This is a genomic window from Streptomyces sp. LN549, from assembly GCF_043203805.1.
Classification (GTDB): domain Bacteria; phylum Actinomycetota; class Actinomycetes; order Streptomycetales; family Streptomycetaceae; genus Streptomyces.
The window spans coordinates 5,116,582-5,133,056 of the sequence record NZ_JAZHRI010000002.1 but is presented as its reverse complement, the minus strand read 5'-3'; the positions used below and the strand labels follow the sequence as shown (position 1 = coordinate 5,133,056).

At 71.8% G+C, this 16,475-nt stretch carries 15 protein-coding genes; 9 read left to right on the top strand and 6 right to left on the bottom strand.

Annotation, left to right across the window (positions count from 1 at the left end):
* The first annotated feature begins 150 nt into the window (after nucleotides 1-150).
* The 4 genes from SH922_RS23295 (at nucleotide 151) to SH922_RS23280 (ending at nucleotide 4,357) form a co-directional block, all read left to right on the top strand.
* On the top strand, nucleotides 151-3,153 hold the full coding sequence (locus SH922_RS23295) for a BTAD domain-containing putative transcriptional regulator (RefSeq protein WP_393059833.1): 3,003 nt from the start codon (nucleotides 151-153) through the stop codon (nucleotides 3,151-3,153).
* A 217-nt stretch (nucleotides 3,154-3,370) separates the two neighbouring features.
* Nucleotides 3,371-3,583, top strand: a complete 213-nt coding sequence (locus SH922_RS23290; RefSeq protein ID WP_393059832.1) for a hypothetical protein — start codon at nucleotides 3,371-3,373, stop codon at nucleotides 3,581-3,583.
* A 203-nt stretch (nucleotides 3,584-3,786) separates the two neighbouring features.
* On the top strand, nucleotides 3,787-3,954 hold the full coding sequence (locus tag SH922_RS23285) for a hypothetical protein (protein ID WP_393059831.1): 168 nt from the start codon (nucleotides 3,787-3,789) through the stop codon (nucleotides 3,952-3,954).
* 106 nt (nucleotides 3,955-4,060) lie between these two features.
* Entirely contained in the window at nucleotides 4,061-4,357 is a 297-nt protein-coding gene (locus SH922_RS23280; protein WP_393059830.1) for a hypothetical protein, read from the top strand.
* Between the two features lie 5 nt (nucleotides 4,358-4,362).
* On the opposite strand, the gene SH922_RS23275 is transcribed toward SH922_RS23280, so the two are convergent.
* On the bottom strand, nucleotides 4,363-5,922 hold the full coding sequence (locus tag SH922_RS23275) for a FadD3 family acyl-CoA ligase (RefSeq protein WP_393059829.1): 1,560 nt from the start codon (nucleotides 5,920-5,922) through the stop codon (nucleotides 4,363-4,365).
* Between the two features lie 116 nt (nucleotides 5,923-6,038).
* On the opposite strand from SH922_RS23275, the gene SH922_RS23270 reads away from it, so the two are divergent.
* Genes SH922_RS23270 through SH922_RS23260 form a run of 3 tightly spaced genes read left to right on the top strand, consistent with a single transcriptional unit; the run spans nucleotide 6,039 to nucleotide 8,424 of the window.
* Nucleotides 6,039-7,187: a lipid-transfer protein gene (locus tag SH922_RS23270; protein ID WP_393059828.1), complete on the top strand. Its 1,149-nt coding sequence runs from the start codon at nucleotides 6,039-6,041 to the stop codon at nucleotides 7,185-7,187.
* Nucleotides 7,188-7,200: 13 nt separating this feature from the next.
* Complete coding sequence (locus SH922_RS23265) at nucleotides 7,201-7,641, top strand: Zn-ribbon domain-containing OB-fold protein (protein ID WP_393059827.1); 441 nt, start codon at nucleotides 7,201-7,203, stop codon at nucleotides 7,639-7,641.
* A gap of 6 nt (nucleotides 7,642-7,647) precedes the next feature.
* Complete coding sequence (locus SH922_RS23260; RefSeq protein WP_393059826.1) at nucleotides 7,648-8,424, top strand: enoyl-CoA hydratase/isomerase family protein; 777 nt, start codon at nucleotides 7,648-7,650, stop codon at nucleotides 8,422-8,424.
* A 54-nt stretch (nucleotides 8,425-8,478) separates the two neighbouring features.
* Here SH922_RS23260 and SH922_RS23255 read toward each other — a convergent pair whose 3' ends face one another.
* Nucleotides 8,479-9,024 (bottom strand): hypothetical protein, encoded by a 546-nt coding sequence (locus SH922_RS23255; protein WP_393059825.1) that lies wholly within the window; start codon nucleotides 9,022-9,024, stop codon nucleotides 8,479-8,481.
* Between the two features lie 252 nt (nucleotides 9,025-9,276).
* Between SH922_RS23255 and SH922_RS23250 the strand changes: the two genes are divergently transcribed.
* On the top strand, nucleotides 9,277-9,981 hold the full coding sequence (locus SH922_RS23250) for a hypothetical protein (protein WP_393059824.1): 705 nt from the start codon (nucleotides 9,277-9,279) through the stop codon (nucleotides 9,979-9,981).
* Between the two features lie 138 nt (nucleotides 9,982-10,119).
* Here SH922_RS23250 and SH922_RS23245 read toward each other — a convergent pair whose 3' ends face one another.
* Nucleotides 10,120-12,498, bottom strand: a complete 2,379-nt coding sequence (locus SH922_RS23245) for a PQQ-binding-like beta-propeller repeat protein (RefSeq protein ID WP_393063664.1) — start codon at nucleotides 12,496-12,498, stop codon at nucleotides 10,120-10,122.
* Nucleotides 12,499-12,677: 179 nt separating this feature from the next.
* Nucleotides 12,678-13,478, bottom strand: coding sequence for a VOC family protein (locus tag SH922_RS23240; RefSeq protein ID WP_393059823.1), 801 nt, complete (start codon nucleotides 13,476-13,478; stop codon nucleotides 12,678-12,680).
* Nucleotides 13,479-13,799: 321 nt separating this feature from the next.
* Here SH922_RS23240 and SH922_RS23235 point away from each other — a divergent pair, with 321 nt between their 5' ends.
* Nucleotides 13,800-14,447 (top strand): TetR family transcriptional regulator, encoded by a 648-nt coding sequence (locus SH922_RS23235; RefSeq protein ID WP_148019260.1) that lies wholly within the window; start codon nucleotides 13,800-13,802, stop codon nucleotides 14,445-14,447.
* Between the two features lie 143 nt (nucleotides 14,448-14,590).
* On the opposite strand, the gene SH922_RS23230 is transcribed toward SH922_RS23235, so the two are convergent.
* A complete protein-coding gene (locus SH922_RS23230) occupies nucleotides 14,591-15,142 on the bottom strand; it encodes a nitroreductase/quinone reductase family protein (protein ID WP_393059822.1) in 552 nt (183 codons plus the stop codon).
* Nucleotides 15,142-16,416 (bottom strand): acyl-CoA dehydrogenase family protein, encoded by a 1,275-nt coding sequence (locus tag SH922_RS23225; protein WP_393059821.1) that lies wholly within the window; start codon nucleotides 16,414-16,416, stop codon nucleotides 15,142-15,144. The genes SH922_RS23230 and SH922_RS23225 overlap by 1 nt, the downstream gene beginning before the upstream one ends.
* Nucleotides 16,417-16,475 lie beyond the last annotated feature (59 nt).

Below are 16,475 nucleotides of genomic sequence, written 5' to 3'. Positions count from 1 at the left end.
GAGAGTCATCCACTGCTGACGCGGCCCCCATTCACAAGGCAGACTGTTGACGGCGATACCAACGGTATGGAGCAATCCGGATAGCCCCGACAGGATCCGGACATGTGCGACCGTGCCGGGCAGCGCACAGAGCGGGACAAGGAGACAGCAATGGGCCGTGACGACGGGCCACGGGTACGTGTTCCGGAGCAACGCGCCCCGGAGCAGCGGTCGACGGAACAGTGGCCGGCGGAACAGCGGCCGGTGGAGCAGCAGCCGGCGAAGGACGCCGGTCTGCACTTCTCCGTGCTCGGTCCGGTACGGGCCCGGCGGGGCGACGAGACGCTGCCGTCCGGCTCACCGATGCAGCGCGCCCTGCTGACGGCCCTGCTCCTGAGGGGCGGGCGCACCGCCACGGCTGCCGAACTCATCGACGCCATCTGGGGCGAGGACCCGCCCTCCCAGGCCCTGGCCGCGGTACGCACGTACGCCTCCCGGCTCCGCAAGACCCTGGGCCCGCTCACCCTGGCGAGCGACTCCGGCGGGTACGCGATGCGGATCGGGCCCGAGGCGCTCGACCTGACCGTGGCCCAGGAGCGGGCGGCCGACGCGGAGAAGGCCCGGGCGTCGGGCGACCGCTACCGGGCCAGGACGCTACTGGACGAAGCACTCCGCCTCTGGGACGGCGAGACGCTGGCCTCCGTGCCGGGCCCGTACGCGGAGAACCAGCGCACCCGGCTGGAGGAGTGGCGGCTCCAGCTCACCGAGACCCGCCTCGACCTGGATCTGGAGGTCGGCTGCCACGCGGAGGCGGTCTCCGAACTGACCGCGCTCACCGCCGCGCACCCCCTGCGCGAACGGCTGCGCGAGCTCCTGATGGTGGCCCTGTACCGCAGCGGCCGCCAGGCCGAGGCGCTCGCCGTCTACGCCGACACCCGACGGCTGCTCGCCGAGGAACTGGGCGTCGACCCGCGCCCCGAACTCTCCGCGCTCCAGGCGCGGATCCTCCAGGCGGACGAGGAGCTGGCCCGCCCGGCCGACGAACCCGCTCCGGCCGCCGCACCGGTCCGCCCGGCGCAACTACCGGCCACGGTGCCCGACTTCACCGGCCGCTTCGGCTTCGTCCGGGAACTGGGCCGCCGCCTCGCCACCGCGGAGGGCTCGGTCATGGCCGTCTCCGCCCTCGCCGGCATCGGCGGCGTCGGCAAGACGACCCTCGCCGTCCATGTCGCCCACCAGGCCCGCAAGCACTTCCCGGACGGCCAGCTCTACGTCGACCTCCAGGGCGCGGGCTCCCGCGCCGCCGAGCCGGAAACGGTCCTCGGCGCGTTCCTGCGCGCCCTCGGCACGGCGGACTCGGCGATCCCCGACTCCCTGGACGAACGCGCCGCGCTCTACCGCTCCACGCTCGACGGCCGCCGCATCCTGGTCCTCCTGGACAACGCCCACGACGCGGCCCAGATCCGCCCCCTGCTCCCCGGCACGGAGGGCTGCGCTGCCCTGGTCACCAGCCGGGTGCGGATGGTCGACCTGGCGGGTGCGCACCTGGTCGACCTCGACGTGATGTCGCCCGAGGAGGCGCTCCAGCTCTTCACCCGCATCGTGGGCGAGGAGCGCATCAACTCCGAGCGCGAAGCGGCCCTCGACGTGGTGGCCGCCTGCGGATTCCTCCCCCTCGCCATCCGCATCGCCGCCTCCCGCCTGGCCGCCCGCCGCACCTGGACGGTCTCGGTCCTGGCCGCGAAGCTCGCGGACGAACGCCGCCGGCTGGACGAGCTCCAGGCGGGCGACCTCGCGGTGAAGGCCACCTTCGAACTCGGCTACGGCCAGCTGGAACCGGCCCAGGCCCGCGCCTTCCGCCTCCTGGGCCTCGCGGACGGCCCGGACATCTCCCTGGCGGCAGCGGCGGCCCTGCTGAACCTGGAGGTGCACGCAGCGGAGGACCTCCTGGAGGCCCTGGTCGACACGAGCCTCCTGGAGTCGGCGGCCCCCGGGCGCTACCGGTACCACGACCTGGTGCGCCTCTACGCGCGTTCATGCGCGGAGCGGGACGAGGAGTCGCCGGAGGGGCGGGAGCTGGCGCTGTCGCGGCTGCTGGACTTCTATCTGGCTACTGCGACGCGGGTCTATGCGTTGGAGCGGCCGGGGGATCGGGCGGTCGCCCATCTCGTGACCCCTGATCATCCAGGCCTTGAATTCACCGACGGGCATGCAGCCGTGGACTGGCTCTACAGCGAGGCCAATGCCCTGCTCGCCTGCGCACATCAGAGCGCCTCGAACGGCATGCTCCGACGCGCTGTGGACCTGCTTTGTGCGGCTAAGGACTTGGCCGAGTCAGGCGCGAACTCCCGTCAGTACGAGACAACCGGCATCGCCCTGCGTGATGCGGCACGAGCGGCGAACGACCCTCGCTCAGAAGCGCGAGCCCGGGCCTCGTTGTCCACGGTGTACCTCGTGTCCGGCCGGTTCGCGCTGGCGGACGAAGAAGCCAATCACGCGATGGAACTCGCCAGGGACTCCGGCGACCCGATCCCTGTCTGTTGGGCTCCGAACGACCGCGGCATCATCGCGTTCTACCAGGGTCGGCACGCGGACGGCGAAAAGTTCCTGCAGGAGGCCATAGACAACTACCGCTCGGACGAGAACCTGGTGGGCGAGGCATCTGCGCTGTGCAATCTCTCCCGGATCTACGTGGACATGGGCCGCACCCGAAGTGCCGTGGAACTCGCCCAGCAGGGAACGGCCATTTTTGACGGCATGGGATTGAGCCTCCGCACAGCCAATGGCCGTTTCGCACTCGGTATCGCGCTCACCCGAGCCGGGAGGTCCGCCGATGCGCTTGAGCAACTGGCAGAGGCCTTGCGCGTGTTCCAAGGTAACCGCCAGCGCCTCTGGGAAGGATCCACCCACTTCCGCATTGCCGAAGCGCACTTGGCGGCCCACGGCCCGGCACTCGCTGCCCAGCATGCGGAACAGGCACTTGCTCTTCGAGTCATCGGGGGCGAATGGATGCGTGGCAACGTCCTGACCACACTGGGCCGCGCCCTCCGGTATCTCGGCCAGATCGACCGTGCACGCGCATGCTGGCACGAAGCTCTGTCCATCTACGAGCAAACCGGAGCCGTAGAGGCAGACGAAGTCCGCGAGCTCCTTGCCCTCGCAGCCGCTGCCTGAGGCAACGTCCCCTGCCGAATGCCAACAGCGTTCATCGAACGTTTATCGCCACTCGTCAGTCTTATACCTATCAATCCGTCGCGTCGGGGGGCAGGCGGGTTGTACGGGGAACCGCACCACTAGGGTGAACGGCCCTGATACGCCCGTCCGGCGGCCCACGGGGGAGTCGCCGGACGGGCATGGCCGACCGAGCACGCTAGACCTCTGGGAGACACGCATGAGCGACGCACTTAAGCCCAAGGCCGTTGACGCCACCACGCAGGAGAACCACGCGGGCAGCCCGGCCGCCGATGGCGGAACGGTCACCCCGCTTGAGAACCACGCGGGCAGCGTGACCGAAGGCATCGTCACCTTGGAGAACCACGCCGGAGGGACCCCGAAGGACCTTCTCAAGACACAGGAGAACCACGCGGGTTCCGAGAAGGCCTAGAACCTGACACGACGGGGGCACGGGGGGAGTGGCCGCGGCGGCGCGGAGGGGGAGCCGTCGCGGCCACTGCATGTCCGCGTCCGGGCGATCGACGCGATCGCGTCGACGTTCGACCACTTCCCGCCAGAGGGGTACCGTCATCGCCCCCCCTGTCACTAGCGTCACTTCACGTCCGGAAGCTCGCTCCCATCACAGGAGTTGGAATGACCCGTACGAAGAAGACACTCGTCGCCGCCGCGTTCGCCGTGGCCCTCGGCATCGGCGCCGCGTCGCCGGCCCTGGCCAACACGCACGCAACCGGCGACACCCCCGTCACCACCCAGAACACCCACGCCACCGTGGTGACCCCGCAGGACGCACACGCAGGCTGAACCACCGCACGCGTAAGCGCCAGAGGGACCCGAGCCACCCGGTTCGGGCCCCTCTGCCGTCCCCCTACACCCCCGCACCCTCTCCCCCGCCCCGCACAGCTTCCCCATGTCGTCCTCGTCCGAGGTGAAGACGCCCACCCGCCCCCGCTGCCGCCCCGCGAGGGCCGTGGCCGTGCAGGCCGGTGGACCCGAGCAGGCGAACCGCCTCGAATGCCCCGGGCCCCACCTCGCTCCGGATCTCCTCTGCCGGCCCGGCAACCGGCTCCGCTCCCTGGATGCCCTGCACCTGGCCGCTGCACAAGGGCTGGGCAGAGCTCTCCTCTCGTTCGTCGTGTACGACAAGCGGCTGATCGAGTCCGCACGGGAACTGGACCTGCCCGTCGCCCGCCCCGGGGCGGGCTGAGCACGTCAACGCCCCCGCAGCTCCCCCTTCACCACCTTGCCGCTCGCATTGCGCGGGAGCTCGCTGACGAACTCCACCGCCCTCGGCACCTTGTAGTTCGCCATCTCCCGCCGCGACCAGGCGATCAGGTCGTCCGCCGTCACCGTGGCGCCCGGGCGGCGCACCGCGTACGCCTTGCCGACCTCGCCGAGGCGGGGGTCGGGGACGCCGATCACGGCGACGTCGGCCACGTCCGGGTGCAGGCCCAGGAGCTGTTCGATCTCCGCGGGGTAGGCGTTGAAGCCGCCGACGATGAACATGTCCTTGATCCGGTCCGTGATCCGGAGGTTGCCCTCCTCGTCCAGGATGCCCACGTCGCCGGTGTGCAGCCAGCCGTCCGAGGTGATCGTGGCGGCCGTGGTCTCCGGGTCCTCGAAGTAGCCGCTCATCACGTTGAAGCCGCGGACCATGATCTCGCCCGGGGTGCCGGGGGCGGCCAGGACGCGCAGTTCCGTGCCGGGGATCGCCCGGCCCGAGGTGGAGGCGATCACCTCCGACGGGTCGCCGCGGCGGCACATCGTGACGATGCCGCTCGCCTCGGAGAGGCCGTAGGCGGTCAGGACCGTGGTGATGTTCAGTTCCGTGCGCAGGCGTTCGACCAGCTGGAGGGGGACCACCGCCGCGCCCGTCACCACCAGACGGAGGGCGGACAGGTCGTGGCTCGCGCGGGCCGGGTGGTCCAGGAGGGACTGGTGGAGCGTGGGAGGTCCGGGGAGGACCGAGATGCGTTCGGCCGCGATGTTGGCGAGGACCGTGTCCACGTTGAAGACCGGTTGCGGGACCATCGTCGCGCCCCGCATCAGGCACGCGATGATGCCCGCCTTGTAGCCGAAGGTGTGGAAGAACGGGTTCACGATCAGATAGCGGTCGCCCTCGCGCAGACCGGCCAGCTCGCTCCAGATCGCGTAGCAGCGCAGGGTCTGGGTGTGACTGATGACGGCACCCTTGGGGCGGCCCGTGGTGCCCGAGGTGTAGATGATGTCGGAGGGGGCGGATGCGGGGATGGTGTCAGCCCGTGAACGTACCTGCTCGGCGGATATCCCCTCCCCCGACGCCAGGAAGTCCTTCCAGGTCACGTAGTCGTCGGCCTCGGGTGCGGTGTCGGCCAGCACCACCACCCGATCCAGGTGCGGGAGTTCGGCCTCGGACCGGCGCAGGGACGCCACGTACGACGTACCGAGGAAGGTGCCCGTCACGAAGAGCAGCTTCGCCCGGCTCTGCTCCAGGACGTACGCCGCCTCCGTGCCCTTGAAGCGGGTGTTGAGCGGGACGAGGACCGCGCCGGCCGTCACCGCTCCCAGCGCGGAGACGATCCAGTCCAGGGTGTTGGGCGCCCAGACCGCGACCCGGTCCCCCGGCTCCACGCCCGAGGCCATGCACGCGGCGGCGGCCCGCTCCACCCGGTCGCCGAGTTCCGCGTACGTGATCCGGGTGCGGCCCTCGACCACCGCCTCCCGGTCCCCGTACCGTTCCGCCGCTGCCCGTACCAGGTTCGGGACGGTGGACCATTCCTCGTCGCCGCGCATCTCGTGCCCTCCCGCCGAACCGGAAAACCGCAGTAGCCGCCTCGTAGCTGACTATCCGTCAGATTAGCTGTAGCCTCCTCCGCTGTCAGCAGTCATGACGGTCTCGGAGGTGGCGGGTGGCGACGCTCAAGGACAAGGCAGCGATAGCCGGTATCGGGCAGACGGAGTTCGCGAAGCATCTGCCCGAGTCCGAGAAGACCCTGGCGTGCCGGGCCATCCTCTCGGCGCTCGACGATGCGGGCATCGCCGCGTCGGAGGTGGACGCGTTCGCCTCGTACACGATGGAGGAGACCGACGAGGTCGAGATCGCCAAGGCGATCGGGGCCGGTGACGTCACCTTCTTCAGCAAGGTGGGGTACGGGGGTGGTGGCTCCTGCGCGACCCTCGCGCACCTCGCGTCCGCCGTCGCCACCGGACAGGCGAGCGTGGGGGTCGCCTGGCGGTCGCGGAAGCGGGGGTCGGGACCGCGGCCCTGGAAGAACACCGCCGTGCAGCTGCCCACCCCCGCGCAGTGGACCCGGCCCTACGGACTGCTGCGGCCCGCCGACGAGATCGGGATGCTGGCCCGGCGGTACATGCACGAGTACGGGGCGACCCGCGACCACCTCTTCAACGTCGCGCTCGCCTGCCGCAACCGCGCCAACCAGAACCCGGCCGCGGTGATGTACGAACGCCCGCTGACCCGCGACATGTATATGACCTCGCGCTGGATCAGCGAGCCGCTCTGCCTCTTCGACAACTGCCTGGAGACGGACGGGGCCCTGGCCTGCGTGATCGTCTCCGCCGAACGGGCCCGCGACTGCCGGCAGAAGCCCGTCTATCTCCACTCCGTCGCCCAGGGACTGCCCGCCCAGCACCACGGGATGGTCAACTACTGGAACGACGACCCGCTCACCGGCCCCGCCTGGACGGCAGCCCGACAGCTGTGGAAGCAGGCCGACTTCGGCCCCGAGGACGTCGATGTAGCCCAGATCTACGACGCGTTCACCCCGCTCATTCCGCTCTCCCTGGAGGGGTACGGATTCTGCGGGCGCGGCGAGGGCGCCGCGTTCACCGAGGGCGGGGCGCTGGAGAGCGGCGGGCGGCTGCCGATCAACACGGGGGGCGGCGGGCTCAGCGAGGGGTACGTGCACGGCTTCAACCTCATCAACGAGGGCGTGAAGCAGCTGCGCGGCATCTCCACCGCCCAGGTCCCGGACGCCTCGACCTGCCTGGTCACCGCCGGTGAGGGCGTCCCCACGTCCGCCGTACTGCTGAGGAACTGAGGAGCTGCCCCCGATGGATGACCTTCTGCTGCCCGTCGTCGACGAGGACGGCGCCCCCTTCTGGGAGTACGCGGCCCGTGGCGAACTGCGCGTCCAGGCGTGCGCCGCACCGGACTGCGGCCGGCTCCGCTTCCCGCCCCGGCCGTGCTGCCCGCGCTGCCAGTCGTTCGAGAGCGAGTGGCGGGTGATGAGCGGACGCGGCCGCATCTGGTCGTACGTGCTGCCGCATCCGCCCCTGCTCCCCGCTTACGCCGCCCAGGCCCCGTACAACGCCGTGATCGTCGAGCTGGCCGACGCCCCGGAGATCAGGCTGGTCGGCAACGTGGTCAGCGGGCCCGACGCACCGCTGAACTCCGTCGATCCGGCGCGGCTGCGGATCGGGGCGGCGGTGAAGGCGGTCTTCTGTCCCGCCTCCCCCGACGCGACCCTGGTCCGCTGGACGCTGGAACGGTGACCTGGGATGGCGCTGCGCACGGAGACGGACAAGGAGACCGGGGTCGCGCTGCTCACCCTGGACCGGCCCGAGAAGCACAACGCGATCGATCTCCCGACGGCCGCCGAACTCATCGCGGCCTGGCGGGCGTTCCGGTATGACGACGAAGTGCGGGCCGTCGTCATCACCGGGGCCGGCGGGCGGGCGTTCTGCACCGGGATCGACCGGGGTGTGGACGTCCCGCAGCCCTCGTCCCCGTACACGATCGACGATCCGCTGCTCACGATCGGGCCCAAGGCCAACGATCTGTGGAAGCCGGTGATCGCGGCCGTGGAGGGGATGGCCTGCGGCGGGGCGTTCTATCTGCTGGGCGAGGCGGAGTTCGTCATCGCGTCCGAGCAGGCGACGTTCTTCGACCCGCACACCACGTACGGCATGGTCAGCGCGTACGAGGCGATCGCCATGGCGCAGCGGATGCCGTTCGGTGAGGTGGCCCGGATGTCCCTGATGGGGACGGCGGAACGGGTCACGGCCCGGCGCGCGTACGAGACCGGGCTGGTCAGCGAGGTGACCCCGCCCGGCGGCGCGGTGGCGGCGGCGCTGCGGGCGGCGGCGGTCATCGCCTCGTACCCGACCGGTGGGGTCCAGGGGACGGTACGGGCGCTCTGGTCCGCGAAGGAGGCGGCCCGTGCGCAGGCCTTCGCCCACGCCCCGCACCTGATCGCGCTCGGGAACCTGGCGCCGGAGCAGCAGGCGGAGCTGTTCAGGGGGCGGGGTGGGGGCGGCGAATTCCGGTTGCGGTGAATCCCCGCGTTGCGGTGATTCCCGCTGTGGTGAAGGCGGAGCGGCCGGTGCCGGTCAGTAGCTGAGCTCGGCGGTGACCGTGCACTTCTTCACGCGGGACACCTTGCGCGGGCTGTCCATCCGGACGGAGACGGTCTTCGTCTCGCCGCTGTCCGCCTCCACGGTCGCCTCACCCGTGTCGACGGTGTTGCCTGCCGCGTCGAGGAACGTCACGTCGACCTCGTACGTGTGGCTGCCGAGCGCGTTCGCGGTGAGTCGCACGGTGGAGCTGGTGACGGCCTTGCGCTTGCCCTTGCGGGGTGTCGCACAGCGGAAGACGTACGCCTGCGGGGCGTCCGTCGCGGTGGCGGTGGGGGTCGGGGTGCCGTACGTGGAACCGGAGGAGCTGCTCGACGAGCTGTAGTCGTCATCGTCGTCGTAGTCGGTGTCGTGGTACGTGCCGTTGCTCTTCTTGGAGTTGGAGCACCCGCCGCCACTGCTGCTGCTCGACTTGCTCTTTCCGCTCCGGCTCTTGCCGCCCTTGCTGCCGCTGCTGAATCCGGTGAGGGCGAGTACCACCGCCACCAGGACCACTGTGAGCTTCACGTGTTGCCGCACCATCGGTACGTCCCCCTTGTGTTGTCCCTCTTGTGTACTGCGGGCCGGCCGGGCTGCCGGACGGCCGCGCGACACCGTAGCGCACAGCATGACGGGGCCGGCCCGGCAGCTCGGTCATGACCCTGTCACGGTCTCGTCATCATCGGTCTGGTGGCGAGGGTCATGGCCCCGGCGTAGCGTCGAGTCGAGAGCGGTGAGGATCCGCGTTGCCGGCCGGCGGCGCCTGCCTCCCACGCCCCGCGGGAGGTGCCGGACATGATCCGTAACGTCCTCGGCTCGATCGTCGCTCTCCTAGGAGCGGCGGCCGCCGTGCTGAGCCCCTTCCGTAACTGGTACGACGGCCGCCTCGGGCGGTACTACGAGATCGACGACCTGTTCACCGGCATCACCGGGGCGCACCCCGGCGTTCTCGGTTCGATTCTGCTGCCCTTTCTCTTCGCCGCGGTCCTGGCGGTCGTGGGCGTGGTGCTCCGTTTCCGGCCGATGGTCGCCCTCGCGGGCGTACTGGTGCTCGGGTTCACGGTGCTGTGGATGGTGCGCCAGGGGCAGGCCGAGGGAAGCCTGACGATCGCGGCCGACGGTTCCGGACTGCAGCAGGGGGTGGCGGGCGCGGCGGGCGGCGGAGTGCTGCTTCTGCTGGGGGCGGCGCTGATGTCCGGGCGGATCCGGCGTCACCGGGTCGCGCAGCCCTACGCTGCGCCGGGGTCGGCGGATCCGGACACGTGGCCGCCGACGCGGGAGCCGGGGCCTTCGGTGCAGACGAGTCCGTGGCCGGAGCCGGAGGTGGACCCGTACGTGGGTCCGCCGTCGGGTCCGCCGTCGGGGCCGTCCTCGGGTCCGCCGTCGGGCCCGTCCTCGGGTCCGTCGTCCAGGCCCCCGCGTGACCCAGACTCGGAGCCGACCGCGACGTATCCGGTCCAGGACCCGCCGGACCACCCGGGTGGCCCCGGCCGGGGGTGACCCCGGCAGCTTTCCCGGGCGGTCGGCCAAGCCCCGGACCGGCCTGGGTGGTCGGCCAAGTGCCGGACGGGCTGGGGTGATCGGCCGAGTGCCGGGCCGGCTGGGGCGGGAAGGGCCGAGGAACCCCGGCCGGAAGACCTACCCGCGGGCCCTGTTGCCCGTGCCCGTGCCCTTCAGCGCGTCCAGCGCGTACACGCAGCGGTCCTTGCTGCACGCGTAGACCACACCGCCCTGCGCCACCGGCGAACCGGTGATCTCGCCGCCCGTGGCGAGCTTCCAGCGGAGCTGGCCGCCCACCGCGTCCAGCGTGTACAGGACGTGGTCGGCGGAGCCGAAGTGGACGCGACCGTCGGCGACGACCGGTGCGCCCACCACCTCGCCGCCCGCGGCGAACCGCCACTTCGGGGTGCCCGTGACCGCGTCCAGCGTGTACAGCGCGCTGCCGCTGCCGACGTGCACGTTGCCCGCCACCACCAGCACCGGCTCGATCGACTGGCGGGACTCCGTGGCGATGCGCCAGCGGTCCTTGCCGGTCGAGGCGTCCAGTGCGTACACCGTGCCGAGGTAGTCCGCGAGGTACACCCCGCCACCGGTGACGGCCGGGCCGGGGGCGAAGGCGGGCGGCGAGAGGAAGACCGCCGGTGACTCGAAGTGCCAGCGCACGTGGCCGGAGCCGATGTCCACGGCGAGGACCCGGGTCCCCGCGGAGACGTAGACGTAGCCGTCCGGTGCCGGGGTCACCCGGACCGGCACCCCGCCGCAGGAGGCCGCGTCGCCGACCGGATAGGACCAGCGCTCGGTGCCGGTCCGCGCGTCGACGGCCCGCAGCCGGGCGTCCTGCCAGACGTAGACCGTGCCGTCGTGGAGGGCAGGTCCGGCCTCCGCCGTCTCGAAGTCCGTCTGCGCGCCGGTGATCTCCCAGAGCTTCTCGCCCGTGGAGGCCTCCCATGCCTGGACGCCGCCGCCCCGGGTGCCGGTGACGACCGTGCCGCGCTCGGCCTTCAGGGAGTACACCCACGCGTCGGTCTGCAACCGCCACCGCTCGCTGCCGCTCGTCGCGTCCAGGGCGTAGAGCGACGGCCCGTCGGAGGCGAGGATGCTGCCGCCGTCCACGGCCATCGCCCAGGCCACGTCACGGGTCTTGAACTGGCGCCGCCCGTTGCCGGTGTCCAGCGCGTGCACCTCGAAGGAGGTGACGTACAGCAGGTCACCGACGACGACGGGGGTCCCCCACACGTCGTTCGACATCCGGAACCGCCAGGGCCGCCAGCGCCCCGGGTCGGCGGGCGCGCTGTCGGGCGCGTGCGCCGGGGCGGGCACGGGAGCGGTCGGGGCGGTGACCGCCCCGTTCACCCCGACGGGCGGGCGCACCCAGCCGGTCGCCGGACCGGCCTCGGCGGCGGCCGCCGAAGCGCGTACGTCCTGGGCGCGCGGGCCCGGACCGATCGGCACGTGCACGCCGGACAGCCGCACAGGGCCGCCGTCGGGCACCTGCGCCGGCGGCGCGGCCGGCGGGCGCCCTTCGGCGCCGCTGCGCCAGGCGTTGTCCCAGTCGGCGGCCGGCGGCTGCGGGGGCGGCGCCACCGGTGCGGGCGGAACGGGCGGCGCGACGGCCACCGCGCGTCCGCCGCCGCGGCGCTGTTCGATCATCGCGGTGGCGGACACCGGCAGCCAGGCCGACGCCGTACCGCTGTCGTCACTGCCGGAGGCGAAGAGGTGCGGGGAGAGCTGGGCCTGCAGTTCGGCGGGGGTGGGCCGCATCGAGGCGTCCATCTGCATGCACGACTCGATCAGCGACCGCAGATCGTCGGGCAGACCGCTGACGTCGGGGCCCTCGCGGAGCAGCATGAAGACCGTCTCGACCGGGTTGGCCCCGTGGAACGGGGCATGGCCGGTCGCGGCGAAGACGAGCGTCGAGCCGAGCGAGAAGATGTCGCTGGCGCCGGTGACACTGCGCGAGTCCCGCGCCTGCTCGGGCGACATGTACGCGGGCGTGCCCACGGCGACGTTCGTCATGGTGAGCCGGGTGTTGGAGACACCGGACGCGATCCCGAAGTCGATCACCCGGGGGCCGTCCTCGACGACGAGCACGTTGGACGGCTTCATGTCGCGGTGGACGAGCTTCGCCCCGTGGATGGACTGGAGGGCCTCCGCGATGCCCGCCGCCAGCCACCGCACGGCCTGGGTCGGCATGGGCCCGCACTCATTCACGATCTCTTCGAGCGAGGGCGCGGGCACGTAGGCGGTGGCGAGCCAGGGCACGGCGGCGCGCGGGTCGGCGTCGACCACGGCGGCCGTGTAGAAGCCGCTGACGGCGCGGGCGGCCTCCACCTCGCGCGTGAAGCGGACCCGGAACAGCTGGTCCTCGGCCAGTTCCGTACGGACCGTCTTGATCGCCACCCGCCGGCCGGACGCCGAGCGGGCGAGATAGACCAGCCCCATGCCGCCGGCCCCGAGCCGTCCCAGCACCTCGAACGGGCCGATCCGCCTCGGGTCGTGCTGCGTCAGCTGCTCCACCACTTGCCTGCCACCTCCCCGTACGGACCTCCGTGAGGAGGGGTCCGCGAAAAACCCGCCGTGTGCAGCGTCTCATCAGTGGGCACCACCCGGCGGTGCGCACCCCGATTCTTCCTGGCCGAGGCCCGGGTTGCGAACCCGGGGGCGGATCGGGGTGTCTCGTGGCACTCCGTGCCGTATCAGGACACCGGCGGTTGAAGTACGGCGAAGACGGCGCCCTGGTCGTCCTGGAGGACCGCCATCCGTCCGTAGGGGATGTCGAAGGGCGGTGCGGAGACCCGGCCGCCGAGCCGGACGGCGGTGCGGACCGACGCGTCACAGTCCGCCACGGCGAAGTAGCTGAGGAAGTAGCTGGGCATTACGGCGGGGAACGCGTCCGTGATGACGCTCCGTCCGCCGACCGCGGTGTCGGGGCCCGGTTCGGTGCCTGCGGGGGACCACATGCGGAAGTCGACGCCGGACTCCGCGGTGCCCGGATCACCGGTGCCGGACTCGTCGAGATCCGTGGAGCGGAAGCCGAAGACCTGCTCGTAGAAGGTGTCGACCGCGTCCTTCTGCCGGGTGTAGACCTCGGTCCAGCAGAAGGAGCCGGGCTCGTTCTGCTTCTGGAAGCCCTTGCGCTCACCGGCCTGCCAGAGGCCGAACACCGCACCGCCGGGGTCGGCGGCCTGGGCGAGCACCCCGGCCCGGCCGGCCCGGACGGGGTCGGTGATCACCTGACCGCCGGACTCGCGGATCCGGGCTACGGAGGCGGTGATGTCGTCGGTGGCGAAGTAGACGCCCCAGGCCGTCGGCATCCGGCCGTCCTGCTTGGCGGCGAGGGCGGCGACGAGCTTTCCGTCGCTGAGGGCGTCGGCGAAGGGGCCGTCGCCCGCCCGGAAGGTCCAGCCGAAGAGCTCACCGTAGAAGCGCTTGCCCGCTTCCAGATCGGGGAGCTGCACATCCACCCAGCACGGCGCGGACTGCGCGAATGCGGCCATGGGCCCGGATCCTTCCGTCGTGGTGACGCTCGTCACACCCAACGTAGCCGCGCGCCGGATGCCCCGCGCTCCGACCTCACCACATCGAACATATGCCCGATAAGGGACCCTCGGACGCCGTCGTCGCGCCAACCTCACGGAAAGTTATCCACGGAAGTTGTCCACAGGCTGTTGATAACACTAGTCAGACTGTGGGGAACCGGAAGGGAGGCTGTGGGGCGCATCCCCCGAAATCCCCTCACTCCCCCCACCGCACCTGCCGCACTCCCCATTTGCAGTCGGCCGAATCGCGCTCCGATCACCCGTCGGTAAGCTGACGGCATGACAGGACAAGTACGCACCGTCGACGGCCGCGTGGCCGGTCGACGCGGACAGGCGACGCGGCAGAAGCTGCTCGACTGCCTCAGCGAGATGCTCAGCTCCTCGCCGTACCGGGACGTCAAAGTCATCGACGTCGCCCGGAAGGCGGGGACTTCACCCGCGACCTTCTACCAATACTTCCCCGACGTCGAGGGCGCCGTCCTCGAAATCGCCGAAGAGATGGCCAAGGAGGGTGCCGGACTGACCGAACTGGTCGCCGGACGCTCCTGGGTCGGCAAGTCCGGATGGCAGGCGGCCGAAGAACTCGTCGAGGGATTCCTCGACTTCTGGCGGCGCAACGACGCCATCCTGCGCGTGGTCGACCTCGGTGCGGCCGAGGGCGACAAGCGGTTCTACAAGATCCGCATGAAGATCCTGAACTCCGTCACCAACTCCCTTACGGATTCGGTCAAGGAGCTCCAGGCCAAGGGCAAGGTCGACAAGGACGTCAGCGCCGCGGCGATGGCGGGCTCCCTGGTCGCCATGCTGGCCGCCGTCGCCTCGCACCAGAAGGGCTTCACCACCTGGGGCGTCAAGCAGGCCGAACTCAAGCCGAACCTAGCGCTGTTGGTGCATCTGGGCATCACCGGCAAGAAGCCGACGAAGTAGCGCCCGCGCCGGAACCCGTACTGGGTGACGCGCGGTGATCCCGGGCGCCCCAGGTCCTGTCTCACCGACGGCGGACCACGCATGTGGTCCGCCGTCGGCGTTCCCGCACGTGACAGAACACCGCCCACCCCGCCCCCGTCACGTCACGCAGGACCGTCGCGCCCCTCCAACGGCCCCGACGGCCCCGATTGCTCCAGCGTCTCCAGCGCCTCCCGCCTCTCCAGCCGGAACAACCGGATCTCCCGGTCGATCCGGGCCTGGTAGGCCGCATAGGGCGGCCAGAACTTCAGCGCCGTCTCCCACACCCGGGCCCGCTCCTCCCCTGCCAGCAGCCTCGCCCGTACGGGAATGTCGCTGCCCTTCCAGTTGATGACGGCCGCCTCCGGACGCGCCAGCAGATTCGCCGTCCAGGCCGGATGCCCCGGACGGCCGAAGTTGCTGCCGACCAGAATCCAGCTGCCCGGCCCGCCCTCACCCGGCTGCGGCATGCAGGCCAGTGGGGTGGTCCGGAGTTGCCCGCTGCGCGCCCCCGGCACCGTCAGCACCACCCCCGGCAGCATCTGCGCGCTGAGCAGCACCCGGCCGCGGGTGAGCCGGTGCACCGTGCGGTCCATGGCGGGCACGACGTGCGGGGCGATCCGCGCGAAGAGGCGGGTCGAGGACACCTTCTGGACGAGCCGGACACCGGGCGCCATCAGACCGCCACCTGCCCGGCCGTCGGCCCGTGCCCTGCCGGGCCGCCGTGCGGCTCCTGGCCGAACAGCCCGGCCCGCTGGGCCGCATGGTCGCGGAGCCGTTGGACGGGGCCGAGGAGCAGTTCGTCGGACGCGGCCCGCTTGAAGTACAGCTGCGCCTCGTCCTCCCAGGTGCAGCCCATGCCCCCGTGCAGCTGAACCGCTTCGGCGGTGGTGATCCGGAGCGCCTCCAGCGCCTGGGCGAGCGCGAGTCCGCCGGACTCCGGGTCCCAGGCCGCGTAGTACGCGGCGGAGCGGGCCGACCGCACGCGTACGTACAGATCCGCCAGCCGGAGCTTCACCGCCTGGAAGGACCCGACCGCCCGGCCGGACTTCTCACGCTCCCCGACGTAGTCGACCGTCCGTTCCAGCGCGCTCGCCGCCGCCCCGGCCGCCTCTGCGGCGAGTACGACGGCGGCCGTGCGCCCGGTGGCCGCGAGCGCGGCGGTCACGTCCACGGTGTCGTCGGTGCCGAGGAGTTCGGCCTCGGTGTCGCGCAGCTGGACCCGGGCCAGCGGCCGGGTCTCGTCGAGTGAGGCCTGCCGGGTGCGGACGAGACCGGCGGGCGACCCGGGCCCGTCGGCCCGGACCAGGAACAGCAGGGTGCGGCTGCGCGGGAAGCCGCCCGCGTGGGCGGCGACCAGGAGCAGTCCGGCGCTGTGCCCGTCCAGCACCTGGGCCGCCTCCCCGTACAGCCGCCACCCGCCGTCGCCGCCGGCCGGCCGGGCCTGCACGCCGCCCGCCCGGCCGCCGCCCGCCCAGGCGCCGCCGGTGAGATCGCCGGTGAGGCCGAGCGCGGTGGACAGCGAGCCGCCGGGGACGGCCAGGGCCGCGGTGAGCTCGCCCGCCGCGAGGGACGGCAGCAGGGCGGCGCGCTGCTCCCCGGTACCGAGGGCGAGGACCAGGGGGGCGGCGAGCACGGCGGTGGCGAGCAGCGGGGACGGCAGCAGGGCGCGGCCGGTCTCCTCCAGGGCAACGGCGAGGTCGGCGGGGCCGCGGCCCCCGCCTCCGTACTCCTTCGGAAGGGCGAGTCCGGGCAGCCCGAGGTCCCGGGCGAGCCGGTGCCACAGTGCCGTGTCGTATCCGTCCGGTGTCGCGGCGGCGCTCCTGCCGCCGTCGGGTCCGTCCGGTGTCGCGGCGGTGCTCCCGGCACCGTCGGGTCCGCCGTGCTCGGCCAGCAGTTCGCGCAGGGTACGGCGGATCTCGTCCTGTTCCGCGGTGAAGGCGGCATCCATCGTCGGGCTCCTTCCCCTCAGAGGCCGAACGGCCTCTGATCTGACGGGCCGTCATGCTA